Source organism: Microtetraspora fusca (genome assembly GCF_001570365.1).
GTDB classification, from domain to species: Bacteria; Actinomycetota; Actinomycetes; order Streptosporangiales; family Streptosporangiaceae; genus Microtetraspora; species Microtetraspora fusca.
Genome location: NZ_BBYK01000069.1, coordinates 63,218 through 76,356 on the forward strand (window position 1 = coordinate 63,218; position 13,139 = coordinate 76,356).

At 71.4% G+C, this 13,139-nt stretch carries 12 protein-coding genes; 3 read left to right on the top strand and 9 right to left on the bottom strand.

What is annotated here, in order from left to right; all coding sequences use genetic code 11:
- The gene (locus AWQ68_RS46295) at nt 1-558 is read left to right on the top strand and encodes a DNA glycosylase AlkZ-like family protein (protein WP_373281568.1); all 558 of its coding nucleotides are present in this window, start codon (nt 1-3) and stop codon (nt 556-558) included.
- On the opposite strand, the gene AWQ68_RS32950 is transcribed toward AWQ68_RS46295, so the two are convergent.
- Nucleotides 535-804 (bottom strand): helix-turn-helix domain-containing protein, encoded by a 270-nt coding sequence (locus tag AWQ68_RS32950; RefSeq protein ID WP_061258407.1) that lies wholly within the window; start codon nt 802-804, stop codon nt 535-537. The genes AWQ68_RS46295 and AWQ68_RS32950 overlap by 24 nt on opposite strands.
- 88 nt (nt 805-892) lie before the next feature.
- Here AWQ68_RS32950 and map point away from each other — a divergent pair, with 88 nt between their 5' ends.
- Complete coding sequence (gene map / locus AWQ68_RS32955; RefSeq protein ID WP_066948199.1) at nt 893-1,705, top strand: type I methionyl aminopeptidase; 813 nt, start codon at nt 893-895, stop codon at nt 1,703-1,705.
- A 51-nt stretch (nt 1,706-1,756) separates the two neighbouring features.
- Here map and AWQ68_RS32960 read toward each other — a convergent pair whose 3' ends face one another.
- From AWQ68_RS32960 to rhaI, 6 genes are all read right to left on the bottom strand, one after another.
- Entirely contained in the window at nt 1,757-2,518 is a 762-nt protein-coding gene (locus AWQ68_RS32960) for an aminoglycoside adenylyltransferase family protein (RefSeq protein WP_066948298.1), read from the bottom strand.
- A gap of 95 nt (nt 2,519-2,613) precedes the next feature.
- Nucleotides 2,614-4,890, bottom strand: a complete 2,277-nt coding sequence (locus tag AWQ68_RS32965) for a glycoside hydrolase family 3 C-terminal domain-containing protein (protein WP_066948202.1) — start codon at nt 4,888-4,890, stop codon at nt 2,614-2,616.
- Nucleotides 4,887-5,180 carry a family 1 glycosylhydrolase gene (locus tag AWQ68_RS32970; protein ID WP_066948204.1) on the bottom strand — a complete coding sequence of 98 codons (294 nt, stop codon included), beginning with the start codon at nt 5,178-5,180 and terminating at the stop codon, nt 4,887-4,889. Before AWQ68_RS32970 ends, AWQ68_RS32965 begins: the two co-directional genes overlap by 4 nt.
- A gap of 163 nt (nt 5,181-5,343) precedes the next feature.
- Nucleotides 5,344-6,771 carry a rhamnulokinase gene (locus tag AWQ68_RS32975; RefSeq protein ID WP_066948207.1) on the bottom strand — a complete coding sequence of 476 codons (1,428 nt, stop codon included), beginning with the start codon at nt 6,769-6,771 and terminating at the stop codon, nt 5,344-5,346.
- Nucleotides 6,768-8,822 (bottom strand): bifunctional rhamnulose-1-phosphate aldolase/short-chain dehydrogenase, encoded by a 2,055-nt coding sequence (locus tag AWQ68_RS32980; protein ID WP_066948210.1) that lies wholly within the window; start codon nt 8,820-8,822, stop codon nt 6,768-6,770. Before AWQ68_RS32980 ends, AWQ68_RS32975 begins: the two co-directional genes overlap by 4 nt.
- A gap of 169 nt (nt 8,823-8,991) precedes the next feature.
- On the bottom strand, nt 8,992-10,158 hold the full coding sequence (gene rhaI / locus AWQ68_RS32985; protein WP_066948213.1) for an L-rhamnose isomerase: 1,167 nt from the start codon (nt 10,156-10,158) through the stop codon (nt 8,992-8,994).
- Between rhaI and AWQ68_RS32990 the strand changes: the two genes are divergently transcribed.
- Nucleotides 10,151-10,345, top strand: a complete 195-nt coding sequence (locus tag AWQ68_RS32990; protein ID WP_066948216.1) for a hypothetical protein — start codon at nt 10,151-10,153, stop codon at nt 10,343-10,345. The two genes, rhaI and AWQ68_RS32990, sit on opposite strands and share 8 nt — an antisense overlap.
- Before the next feature lie 123 nt (nt 10,346-10,468).
- On the opposite strand, the gene AWQ68_RS32995 is transcribed toward AWQ68_RS32990, so the two are convergent.
- Both AWQ68_RS32995 and AWQ68_RS33000 read right to left on the bottom strand, forming a co-directional pair.
- On the bottom strand, nt 10,469-11,827 hold the full coding sequence (locus AWQ68_RS32995; protein ID WP_066948300.1) for a carboxylesterase/lipase family protein: 1,359 nt from the start codon (nt 11,825-11,827) through the stop codon (nt 10,469-10,471).
- Nucleotides 11,824-13,134: a M28 family metallopeptidase gene (locus AWQ68_RS33000; RefSeq protein WP_066948302.1), complete on the bottom strand. Its 1,311-nt coding sequence runs from the start codon at nt 13,132-13,134 to the stop codon at nt 11,824-11,826. The genes AWQ68_RS32995 and AWQ68_RS33000 overlap by 4 nt, the downstream gene beginning before the upstream one ends.
- Nucleotides 13,135-13,139: the final 5 nt, after the last annotated feature.

A 13,139-nucleotide genomic window follows, 5' to 3' on the forward strand; every position in this document is an offset into this window, starting at 1 on the left:
GTGCGAGTCAGCCGTCCTGGACTTCAAGGTCAAAATGCACGATTTCCACCACGCCCACGCCTCCTGGCTGCTCGCCGGCGGCGCCGACCTGCAGATGGTGAAGGAACGGCTGCACGACGAGTTGCTCAAGGGCCCCAGAGGAGCGGGCCACGCTGCTGGTCGGGCCCGACAACGTCGCAGATCCTGCGCAGCCTGGTCGCGCCGGTCCAGGTGCCGCCGCGGGCGGTGTGGGGCAAGGCGGGCCAGACCACCTACGCCACGGCCGAGGAGTGGCTAAAACGGGAGCTGCACGCCTTGCCGTCCCTCGAGGAGCTCGTCCTCCGTTACCTGCGGGCTTTTGGTGCACATGGGCGCGGCCGTGAAACCTCGGCGCGGCCCGAGCGGGTTTTCCAGGCGCTGGTCGGCTGGCCGCGCCATCACGAATGGATGCATCAGATGGAGGGGTCCGGGTGGTTCGCCCAGGACGTACCGGTCCCCCGGCGGCGGGCGACGACCGACTCGGTGTACGGGTGGCGGGCCGGCCTGCAACAGCGGCTACGAGACGGCTTCCAGCGGTAGGTCGTTGCCGCGCCAGGTAGCTGCCAACTCCTGAACCGGCACGTTGAGTGCCTCGCCGAGGCAGACGATCGTGCCGAATCCGGGGGACGGCAGTCGTCCGGTCTCAATCTTGCGCAGGGTTTCCGGCGAGATACCGGCCGCGTGCGCGACTTCCGCCAGGTCGCGTCCCGCTCGCGCCTGACGCAGCAGGGTGCCGAGACGCCTGCCGGCTTCGATCTGCTCAGGTGTGAGCGGTTGGCGGACCATGCTCCGAGGATAGGGCTGGTATTACTATACCGGCAAGTGTTAGAGTGCCGGTATAACTATACCGACACCCTGTGACGCGAGGTATTTCGTGATTGAACTGAAGACGCCTGCGGAGATCCAACGCATGCATGTGGCCGGGCGTTTCGTCGCCGAGGTGCTCTCCGAGGTCGGCCGGCTCGCTGACGTGGGCGTCAACCTGCTGGACCTGGAGCACCACGTGCGCGGCATGATCAAACGGCGCGGGGCGGAGTCGTGCTACTGGGACTACGCGCCGTCCTTCGGACGCGGCCCGTTCCGCAACGTCATCTGCCTGTCCGTCAACGACGCCGTCCTGCACGGCCTGCCCCACAACTACACACTGCGCGACGGGGACGTGCTCAGCGCGGACCTCGCAGTCGGTATCGACGGCTGGGTGGCCGATTCGGCGCGCACGGTCGTCGTCGGCACTGCTGCCGAGGAGGACCTGCGGATCATCCGCGCCACCGAGGAAGCGCTGGAGGCGGCGATCGAGGTGGCACGTCCGGGCAACCGCCTGGGTGACATCTCGGCGGCCATCTGGGCGGTGGCCCGCGACTACGGCTATCCGGTCAACACCGAGTTCGGTGGCCACGGCATTGGCCGCACCATGCACGAGGAGCTCCACGTTTCCAACAAGGGCCGGGCAGGCCGCGGCCTGAAGCTCCGGCCGGGGCTGACCCTCGCGCTCGAACCCTGGTTCGCGCGTACGACCGACCGGATCCTTTACGACGCCGACGGCTGGACCATCCGGTCGGCCGACGGCTCACGCACGGCCCACTCCGAGCACACGATCGCCATCACCGAGGACGCCCCCTTGGTACTCACGCGGCGTGAACAGGAGACCCCGGCAACGCGGGCTGATTCCGGCGGGTCCCCGCACTGAGCGCTCGGCAACATGATGAAGAACATCGTGAGCACGCATCCGGGGAGCGGTTCACGCCTGTTGACGCAGGTGGTCGATGCGGGTGAGCACGTCGTCCACGTGCGGGCGCACCTGGGCCTTCAACCCCTCGCTCCAGACCTCGTCCTGATAGTGGCAGGTGAGGTACAAGTTCCTGGCGTGCTCCAGGACGGGGCGGTGTTCCGGGGGTAGGTGGGCCATGGCCCAGTCGGCGGCGGCGTCCTTGGTTCTGATCTCGCCCGTGGCGAGGGTGGTCCAGACGCGGGCGAGGGTCAGCAGGACGTTGCGGGTGTCGTCGTCCAGGTCGGCCAGGAGTTCGGGGATTCCCTCAACGCTCGCCCGGACGAGGTCGGCGTGCGGCACCGGGTCCAGGAGCTCGGCGGGAGGCGGCCCGGCCAGGGGGTGGTCGCCTGCCAGGACCACCGTGAGAACCAGGGCCAGGTCCGGCATCGGGCCGGGTCGCGGAGGCTCACCCGTCTGGAATTCGTCGCGCAGCCACTCGCCGTAGAGGAAGTCTCCGATCGGCGGGAACCGCCAGGGGCGGACCTCGGACTGGACGACGACAGTGAGTTCAACCGGCCGGACGGTGGGCGTCAGGCCGGAGATCTCCAACAAGCCCTCAACAAGCGCCCGCCGCTTCCGCTCGTCAAGACTCCGCCGCGTGACGGCCAGGACGTCCAGGTCGCTGGCCGGGGCGAGACCCCCGAGCACGGCGGAGCCGTGGAGATACGTCCCCAGGAGCTCCTGCCCCACGACGTCGTGGACGAGGTCGACGGTCTGCTCAAGCTGATCCATCCCGTCAGTATCGGACACGCCCGCTCACCGGCACGGACCACCGGCCATGCCTGCGCGGTCGGCCAGGTCACCCGCAGCCAGGCGGCGGGCGGCGGTCAGCCCTGCGCGTTCGCCATCGCGATGAGCCCCTCGATCTGCTCACGCGACACCGGCACGCCAGGGAAGGCCGTGAGCCGGCCGATCGGGAACGAGTCGAGCATCCTCCGCAGGCCCTCGTCATGGGCCATCATCGACGCGCCGGCCGCGTCCGTGCCGCCCATCATGTCGTCGGCCATGCCGGACATCGCCTGCCGTACGATCGGGCCGGCGACCGGGTGGGCGAGCAGCTCGCCGATCGAGGAGTCCATGGTGAGCGGCAGGCGCACGTCGTCGCCGGTGACGGCCACCGTGACGGCCGAGCGCACGTCGCGGCTGGACGCGGCGACCTCGACGACGTACTCGCCGCCCTCGACGACCCAGCGGTCCGCGCTGACGTCCCAGTACGCGAGGTCGGCGCGGCGCACCACCAGCTCGGCGACCGCCGTCTCGCCCGGCTCCAGCGCGACCGAGGCGAATGCCTTGAGCTCCCGAGGAGCCCGCTGGACCGCCGAGCCGGGCAGGGAGGTGTACACCTGCACGACCTCCCGGCCCGTGACCTGGCCCGTGTTCGTGACGGGCACGGTGACGGCGACGTCGCCGCCGGCCCGGACGGAGACCGAGGCGTCGCCGTAGCGGAACGTCGTGTACGACAGGCCGTGGCCGAACGGGTAGGCGACCTCGATCGACCTCGCGTCGTACCAGCGATAGCCCACGAGCAGTCCCTCTCCGTAGCGCACGTGGCCGGACTCGCCGGGGAAGTTGCCGTACGACGGGGTGTCCGCCAGACGCAGCGGGATGGTCTCGGTCAGCTTGCCGGAGGGGTTGACGACGCCGAACAGCACGTCGGCGGTGGCCCCGCCGCCGGCCTGGCCGAGGAGCCAGCCCTCAACGATCGCGGGCACCCGGTCACGGAACGGCAGCGCCACCACACCGCCGTTGGACAGCACGACGACGGTGCGCGGGTTGGCCGCGACGACGGCGTCGAGCAGGCGGAGCTGCGCGGCGGGCAGATCGATGTGGTCGCGGTCGTACCCCTCGGACTCCTCCGCGGCCGGCAGACCGAGGAAGACGACGGCGACCTCGGCCGAGGAGGCCGCGGCGACGGCCTCGTCCCGCAGCGCGGCGGCGTCGCCCGTGCCGTCGAGTGTGAAGCCCGCCGTGTACGTCACCTCGCCCGCCGACAGCGCGCGGATCTCGTCGATCGCGGTGTCGAGCCGCGTCGGGTTGATCAGGCTCGATCCGGCGCCCTGGTAGCGCGGTCGCGCCGCGAACGCGCCGATCACGGCCACGCGGGTGTCCCGGGCGAGGGGCAGCACGCCGTCGTTCTTCAGCAGCACGATCGATCGGCCGGCGGCCTCGCGGGCAAGCGCGTGGTGCGCCTCCACGTCGAGCGGCCCGGCGACCGCGGGGCGGGCCTGCGCCTTTCGTACGAGGTCGAGCACCCGGGCGACGGCGGTGTCGAGTGCGTCCTCGTCGAGCGAGCCGTCCCGCACCGCGGCGACCACCTGGGCGTCGGTGCGGCCTCCGCTTGAGGGCATCTCCAGGTCGAGCCCGGCCTTCAGGCTCGCCACGCGGTCGGCGACCGCTCCCCAGTCGGAGACGACGAGGCCGGTGAAGCCCCACTCCTCGCGCAGCACCCGCGTCAGCAACCACGGGTTCTCCGAGGCGTACACGCCGTTGATCCGGTTGTAGGCGCACATGACCGTCCAGGGCCGCGCGTCCTCGACCACCCGCTGGAAGCCGCGCAGGTAGATCTCGCGCAGCGGTCGCGGATCGACGTCGCTGGAGACGCGCATGCGGTCGGTTTCCTGGTTGTTCGCGGCGAAGTGCTTCAGCGACGCGCCCGCGCCCGTGGACTGGATCCCGCGTACGAGCGCCGCACCCATGACACCGGACACGATCGGATCCTCCGAGAAGTACTCGAAGTTGCGGCCGCACAGCGGCGACCGCTTGATGTTGACGCCCGGTCCGAGGAGCACGGCGACGTCCCCGATGGCCGACTCCACGCCCAGCGCCTCCCCGACGCGCCGCGCCAGCTCCGGGTCGAAGGACGAGCCGAGGCCGGCCGCGGGCGGGAAACACGTCGCGGGCACGCTGTCGGCGATGCCGAGATGGTCGTTTCCGCCGCGCTGCTTGCGCAGGCCGTGCGGGCCGTCGGTCATCATGATCGACGGGACGCCGACCCGCTCGATCGCCTTGGTCGTCCAGAAGTCCGCGCCGCTGGTCAGCGACGCCTTCTCCTCCAGGGTGAGGCCGGCCGGTGTCTCGTTCACCGCGGTGGCGTTGTCGGTCATGGTGTCTGCCTTTCTGCTCGCGGCGGGCCGAAGGGGTGAGGGACCACCTGTCCCGGCTCGGGTTCGATCCTGGCCCACTCGATGCCGAACCGGTAGGCGTTCAGCCCGGCATTGGCGAGCAGGCGCATGTCCTCGGGATACCGGTGGTAGTGGTCCACGGCGTCTCCGCCACGCTCCGGGAGCATCCCCGATCCCTCGAAGCGCCACCAGTCGCTGGAGACGTTGCCGCCCTCGACCTGGTGCCCGGACGTCGAGGCGCCCCAGAGGAATCCCTCGGGGAGTCTTCTCATCTCTCTGCCTCCAAAGTTCTCATGACGGTCAGCGGACGGCCTTGATCGGGAGCACGGTCAACGCGCCGGCCAGGGCCACGACGACGACGGCCAGGGAGAGGACGGCGTAGTTCGAGCCGGATCCCCCCGCACCATGTTTCGTCCTTCTTCTTGCGGCCGGCGCTCAGCCGGCCGGATCATGGCGCATCGGGCTGAAGGCCCTGGCGACGAGCGAGCGAAGTGCCTCGAGGCCGCCCTCGGCGAAGCCCGCGGAGCGGGCCTGCACGAGCACGTTGCCGATGGCCGTCGCCTCCACGGGTCCCGCGAGCACCGGGAGGCCCGAGCGGTCGGCCGTGCGCTGGCAGAGCAGTGCGTTGAGCGCGCCACCGCCCACGATGTGGATCGTCTCGACGCCGACGCCCGAGAGGGCGGACACCGTGTGCACGGCGCTCGCGAACGCCTCGGCCAGGCTCTCGACGATCGAGCGGGCGAACTCCGCGCGGCTCCGCGGCGCGGCGACCCCGCGCTCGGCGCACCACTCCGCGATGCGCCCCGGCAGGTCGCCCGGGGCGAGGAACCGCGGGTCGTTCGCGTCGAACACGGGCACCGCGGTCGTGACCGCGGCCGCCTGTGCGAGAAGCTCGGGCAGGTCGATCGACGACCCGTCGCGCTCCCACCAGCGCACCGACTCCGACAGCAGCCAGAGCCCCATGACGTTGTGCAGGAAGCGCACCCGGCCGTCGACGCCGCCCTCGTTCGTGAAGTTCGCCTCGCGCGCGGCGTCCGTGGTCACCGGCCGCTCGAGCTCGACGCCGACGAGGCCCCAGGTGCCGCAAGAGATGTAGGACGCGGACTCGGGGCGCATCGGCACGGCGACGACCGCCGAGGCCGTGTCGTGCGAGCCGACGGCCACGACCTGCACCCCGGCGGGAGCGCCGAGTTCGGCGGCGACTCCGGGCCGCAGGCCGCCGAGCGAGGCGCCCGGCGAGACGAGGCGGGGCAGCACGGACGCCTTGAGCCCGAGCCGTTCGACGAGCTCGTGGTCCCATCCGCCCGTCTCGACGTCCAGCAGCCCGGTCGTCGAGGCGTTGGTGCGCTCGGCGACCTTCGCGCCCGTGAGCTGGAAGCCGACGAGGTCGGGGATGAGCAGGAGCGAATCGGCGAGCCCGAGGCATCCGGCCGCCCTTTCGGCCGCGAGTTGGTACACGGTGTTGAACGGCAGGAACTGCAGGCCGTTGCGGCGGTAGAGCTCCTCGAACGGCACTCGCGCGTGCACTGCCTCGACCGCGGCCTGGTTGCGTTCGTCGCGGTAGTGGAACGGCTCGCCGAGGACGCGGTCGCCGCGCAGCAGCGCGTAGTCGACGGCCCAGGAGTCCACGCCGATCGACGCGACGCCGGGCTCGCGGCGGAACGCGTCGGCGAGCCCGCGCGTGAGGTCGCGGTACAGGCCCGTGAGATCCCAGTGCAGGCCCGACGCCAGGCGCACGGGCCTGTTCGGGAACCGCGCGACGTGGTCGAGCCCGAGCGTGCCGGCCGCCTGGTCGACGTGCCCGACGACGACCCGCCCGCTCGTGGCCCCGAGGTCGACCGCGGCGACCGCCCCGGCGGTCATCGCAGGAACGCGGCGGCTACCCCCGCGTCGACCGGGACGTGCAGGCCGGTGGTGTGGCTGAGCTCGGGGCCGGTGAGCACGAACACCGCGTTCGCGACGTGCTCGGGCAGCACCTCGCGCTTCAGGATCGTGCGCTGGGCGTAGAACCTGCCGAGGTCCTCCTCGGGGATGCCGTAGGTCTTCGCCCGGTTGGCGCCCCAGCCCGAGGCGAAGATGCCCGAGCCGCGCACGACGCCGTCGGGGTTGACGCCGTTGACCCTGACGCCGTGCTCGCCGAGTTCGACCGCGAGCAGGCGCACCTGGTGGGCCTGGTCGGCCTTCGTCGCCGAGTAGGCGATGTTGTTCGGGCCGGCGAACACCGAGTTCTTCGAGGAGATGTAGACGATGTCGCCGCCGAGGCCCTGCTCGATGAGCACCCGCGCGGCAGCCTTCGACACGAGGAACGAGCCCTTGGCCATGACATCGTGCTGCAGGTCCCAGTCGGCCTCGGTGGTCTCGAGGAGCGGCTTCGAGAGCGAGAGGCCGGCGTTGTTCACCACGAGGTCGAGGCCGCCGAAGGCAAGCACCGCCTCGTCGATCGCGGCCTGCACCTGCGCGGCGTCCGTCACGTTCGCCTGCACGCCGATCGCGACATCCGTGCCGCCGAGCTCGGACGCCACCGCCTGCGCCTTCTCGAGGTCGAGGTCGGTGACGACGACGCAGGCGCCCTCGGCCGCGAGCCGGGTGGCGACGGCCTTGCCGATGCCGGAGGCCGCGCCGGTAACGAGCGCGATGCGCGTCGCGTGCGTCTTGGGCGTCGGCATACGCTGGAGCTTGGCCTCCTCGAGCGCCCAGTACTCGATGCGGAACTTCTCCTCGTCGGAGATGGGGGCATAGGTCGACAGCGCCTCGGCGCCGCGCATCACGTTGATCGCGTTCACGTAGAACTCGCCGGCCACGCGCGCGGTCTGCTTGTCCTTGCCGAATGAGAACATGCCGACGCCGGGCACGAGCACGATCGCCGGGTCGGCGCCGCGGATCGCGGGAGAGTCCTCGGTCGCGTAGGCGTCGTAGTACGCCCGATAGTCGGCGCGGTACTGCTCGTGCAGCTCCTTGAGGCGCGCGATGCTCTCCTCGACGCTCGCCGACGCCGGCAGGTCGAGCACGAGCGGCTTCACCTTCGTGCGCAGGAAGTGGTCGGGGCAGCTCGTGCCGAGCGCCGCGAGCGGCTGCAGCTTCTCGCGGGAGAGGAACTCGAGCACCACCTCGCTGTCCGTGAAGTGGCCGAGCTGCGGCCTGTCGTACGAAGCGAGCCCGCGGATCGTCGGCGCGAGCGCGGCGGCCCTAGCGCGCCGCTCGGCCTCGGGCAGCGGCTCGTAACCCGGCACGACCGCGCCGAACGGCTCCGGCTTGCCGTGCTCGGCGAGGTACGCCGCGGCGGTATCGATGATCCAGAGCGAGTTCCTCTCGCTCTCCTCGGAGGTGTCACCCCACGCGGTGATGCCGTGACCGCCGAGGATGCAGCCGACCGCCTGCGGGTTCTTCGCCTTGATCTCCGCGATGTCGAGGCCGAGCTGGAAGCCCGGGCGGCGCCATGGCACCCACACGACCCGGTCCCCGAAGATCCTCTTCGTGAGCTCCTCGCCGGCGGCGGCGGTCGCGATGGCGATGCCCGAATCCGGGTGCAGGTGGTCGACGTGCGCGGCGTCGACGAGGCCGTGCATGGCCGTGTCGATCGACGGCGCGGCGCCGCCTCTGCCGTGCGGCCCACCCAGCCCGAACAGGCAATGGTCGAACGCGGCGACCATCTCGTCCTCGCGCTCGACGCCCGGGTACACCTTCACGAGGTCGCGGAGCCGGTCGAGGCGCAGCACCGCGAGCCCGGTCTCGGTGAGCGTGCCGAGGTCGCCGCCCGAGCCCTTCACCCAGAGCAGTTCGACGGGCTCGCCCGTAACCGGGTCGGTCTCGGCGCCCTTCGCCGACGTGTTGCCGCCGGCGTAGTTCGTGTTCTTCGGGTCGGCGCCGAGGCGGTTCGACCGCGCGATGAGGTCGGCGGCTGCCTGGTTCGTCATGAGCGGGATCCTTCGGTGTGGCGGATGGTGGTCTGTCCCCTGTCGATCGGACAGGCCGCGTCGAGACCGTCGTGGCACTGACGGTCTGAGAGTCGCTCGATCTCCCACGAGTCACCGGAGATCGACGCTCTCCGGGCGGGAGCGGTCGATTCTCGGCGACTCGATGGGCTCACGCGCCCCAGCCGGCCTGTGTGCCGCCGACGCGCTCTTCGGCGGTCCGGGCGAGGTAGCCCGACTCGGCGAAGGCCGTCATCGGGTCGGCGGGCAGGCCCCGCGACTCGCGCCACTCCGCGAGGGCTGGGCGCACGTCGGTGTGGAACGCGTCCATGAAGACGCGGTTCGCCTCGAGCACGTCGCCGCTGCGCTGGGCGGCGCCGAGGGCCTCGCGGTCGACGAGCAGGGCGCGCGCGGTCATCTCCTGCACGTTGAGCACCGAGCGGATCTGGCCGCGGATCTTGTCCTCGACGTTGTGGCACTGGTCGAGCATGAACGCGACGTCTGGGTGGTTGAGGCCGCCGCCGCGGATGACTTCGAAGAGGATGCGGAACAGCTGGAACGGGTCGGCCGCGCCGACGATGAGGTCGTCGTCGGCGTAGAAGCGCGAGTTGAAGTCGAAGGAGCCGAGCTTGCCAAGGCGCAGCAGCTGCATGACGATGAACTCGATGTTGGTGCCGGGCGCGTGGTGGCCGGTGTCGAGGCAGACCATGGCCCTGTCGCCGAGCGCGGCGACCTGGGCGTAGCTCGTGCCCCAGTCGGGCACGTCGGTGTGGTAGAAGGCCGGCTCGAAGAACTTGTACTCGAGCACGAGGCGCTGCCCGTCGCCGAGCCGGTCGTAGATCGTCTTCAGCGACTCGTGCAGGCGATCTTGACGGCCGCGCAGGTCGGCCTGGCCCGGGTAGTTCGAGCCCTCGGCGAGCCAGATCTTCAGGTCGCGGCTTCCGGTGGCGTGCATGACGTCGATGCACTCGAAGTGGTGGTCGATCGCCTTCCGCCGAACCCTCGGATCCTCGTGGGTGAGGGCGCCGAACTTGTAGTCGTCGTCCTGGAAAGTGTTCGAGTTGATCGTGCCGAGGGCGACGCCGTGGTTCTCGGCGTGCTTGCGCAGGTCGTCGTAGGAGTCGACCCTGTCCCATGGGATGTGCAGGGCCACGGTCGGCGCGAGGGCCGTGTACGCGTGCACCTGCGCGGCATCCGCGATCTTCTCGTACGGGTCGCGCGGCGTGCCCGGCGTCGAGAAGACCTTGAAGCGGGTGCCCGAGTTGCCGAACGCCCAGCTCGGCAACTCGATGGCCTGCCGCTCGAGCTCGGCCAGGATGTCGGGGGAGAGCGTGGTCACGATCGCTTCTTTCTGTCGGTCGGATGCCGCGGTCGGGTTCGTCGTCGAGCGCGGCGAACTGGGCTTCGAGGTGGAAGATCTCGGTCAGGCGCCGGGCGCCCCGGTCGGGCCGATCGTCGTCGAGCGCACCCATGCTCGAGAGCCTCGGCTCAAGGGCCAGGCAAGCCGTTTGACCTGCACGGATTGACGCTATCGGCGGGGACGGAGTGCCTCGCGGTCGCCGAAGCGCCGCACGGTCCGCTCGAAGTCGTCGCCGATGGTCTCGCCCGGCAGCGGGGTCGGTGCCACCGCGCTCGAGCAGGACTGCATGTCACAACCTCCGGTCGGTGGGCTCACCGAAGACCACGGTGTGCCCAAGTGGCCAGCCGGGATCGCCGGTGCGGGCGAAGCGCACCCAGGCGGCGTGCATCGCGTCGGCCACGGCCTGGGGCGCGCCTGGCCCTGCGGTGCGTTCTACGCCGGGCGCGTCGAGCACGTCGAAGACGAAGGGCAGGTCGAGGTTGTGCACCGCGCCCACGCGTCCGCCGCCGACCGGGCTCTCGACGGGCGACTCCCACCGGAACTCGTAGGCGTAGGCGGGCCTGGCCTCGCGGATCCAGCGCGTCTCGCGGGTGAACAGGTGCTGGGTGAAGGCGCGCCCGACGCGCTCGGCGGGTGCGAGGCCGGGTTCGTCGACCTGGACGCCGAGGTGGTCGAGCACGGCCTGCGCGGCGGCCTCGTCGAGGTCGGCGACCAGGCGGCGGACGAACACGTCGGCCTCCTGGGAGGTGCAGCCGACCAGCAGTGGAAGGTGCCCGCTCGCGCCCGCGCGCAGGGCGGCCAGCGGGACGGCCGGGATCAGGTCGCCGTCGACGACCGGCTTGACCGGCACCGACTCGTTCAGCCCGCCGGAGTCGGCGGCCAGCGGCGGCGGCTGTTCGGCGACGAGTGCCTCGGGGGACAGCCCGGCGAAGGAGGACCTGGTCGGGTCGATCCCGAGCCGGGCGGCGAGCGTCTTGGCGTAGTCGCGCGCCTCCTGCTCGGTGGCGACCAGGTTGGCCGAGCCGCTCATCACGATCGCGCGCCGGAACAGCCCTTCGGCGCGGGGCATCGTCAGCAGCGTGGCGACGGCGGCGGCGCCCGCCGACTGCCCGGCGATCGTCACGTTGCCTGGGTCGCCGCCGAAGGCCGCGATGTTGTCGCGTACCCATTCCAGCGCGGCCAGCCAGTCGAGGACACCCCGGTTGAGCGGGGCGTCCTCCAGCGCCAGGAAGCCCTCGAAGCCGAGCCGGTAGTTGATGGCCACGCAGACCACGCCGTCGCGGGCGAAGCGGGAGCCCTGGTGCCAGGCCGCCCCGTTGCCGCCGATGGAGAACGCGCCGCCGTGGATCCAGACCAGGACGGGCAGCCCGGCCGGGCCGGTCTCAGGGGTGCGCACGTCGAGGTTGAGGCAGTCCTCGCCGACCTCGAAGACGTCGGGCGCGTACAGGCCGATGTCCTCACCGGCCGCCTGCGGGGCGGCGGGGCCCCGCGTGACGGCGGGCCGTACGCCGTCCCACGCGCGTGGCGGGACGGGCGCGCCGAAGCGGTGCTCGCCGAAGGGCGGGGCGGCGTACGGCACGCCGAGGAAGGCGAGCACGCCCTCCTCGGCCCTGCCCTCGACCAGCCCGGCAGTGGTTCGCACGATCATGCCCGGCGCCATCCGGCCGTCCCTTCGACGATTCTGATCGCCGCCCGGGTGAGCGGCTCAAGGCTGGCCTCGTGCACCTTGTCGAGGGTGTCGGCCGAGTCGAACAGGTACATGGGAGCCGACAGGAAGTGCACGAGCGGCACCCCTTCGGGGTGGAAGAAGGCCCCGTCGGTGGGCGGCATCGGGGAGAACACGTCCGGCGGCAGCACGAACGAGCGTCTCAGGTCCTCCGCGACGAGGGCCGCCGCCACCAGGCTCTCCAGCTCCGGCTTCCTGGTGGTGAACCACCAGCCGGGTTCGGGGTCGCCGGTGGGCACCAGCTCGTCGTCCACGACCACGCACCGCCGGGCGGCGTGCTCCAGGTGGAGCTGGAGTACGACGTCGCCCAGCAGGCCGCGGTTCTCCTCGATGAAGGCCCGGGTGCCCGCGGCGTGCGCCATGTGACCTGCGGTCAGCAGGAAGATCAGGTTGTGCGGCCGGTCCCGCTCGGGCACGCCTGCCCAGTACTGGGCGGCGGCCAGCACCAGCGCGATCCCCGAGGCGTCCTCGACGGCCGAGGCCCAGGGCGCGTCGTGGTGCGAGCCGATGATCACCCACTGGTCGGAGCGGCCGGGGAGCGTGCCGATCACATTGTGCGAGACGGCCGGGCCCGTCTCCGACTCGACGGTGAGCGTGCCCGTGCAGGGGCCCTCGTCGACCAGGTCGAGCACCCGCCGCGAGTCGCCGCCCGACAGCCAGACGGCCGGGAGGTCGCGGTGCACGGCGTCGTAGGGCACGTAGTAGTCGCGTGTCTCCCACGGCACCCCGGTCAGCGCCCCCGCGAAGGCGGCGGCGCCGCCGTCCATGACGCCCTGGATGACGGCGAGGTAGTCGAGCTGGAACGGCAGCGTCTGGACCAGCTCGTCGAAGACGCCCTCGGGGTCGTGCACGGCCGTCGCCAGGTCCCTGAGGTAGGACTGCGGCAGCTCGGTGAAGGTGTACTCGGGCACGACGATCGCGCCCGGCACGACCTCGCGGCTGACCGGCGCGCTCACGATCGCCTTCGGCGTGGTGTACGGCAGTGCGGACGCCGCCACCCGCACGACTCTCGACGGGTCGGCGTCCAGGCGCACCACCAGGGCCGCCGTCACCGGCCGCCAGACGGGCAGCTCGACCGGCGCCAGCCGTACGTCGTGGAGCCCGAACTCGGTGAAGCGCTCGGCGGCCCACGCGGCGGTCCAGTCGTCGGCCGGGTAGCCGGGACGCCTGATGCCCCGCGAGGTGACCGTCTCGATCCACTCCATCATCCGCACAGCGTCGGGGATCATGTCCG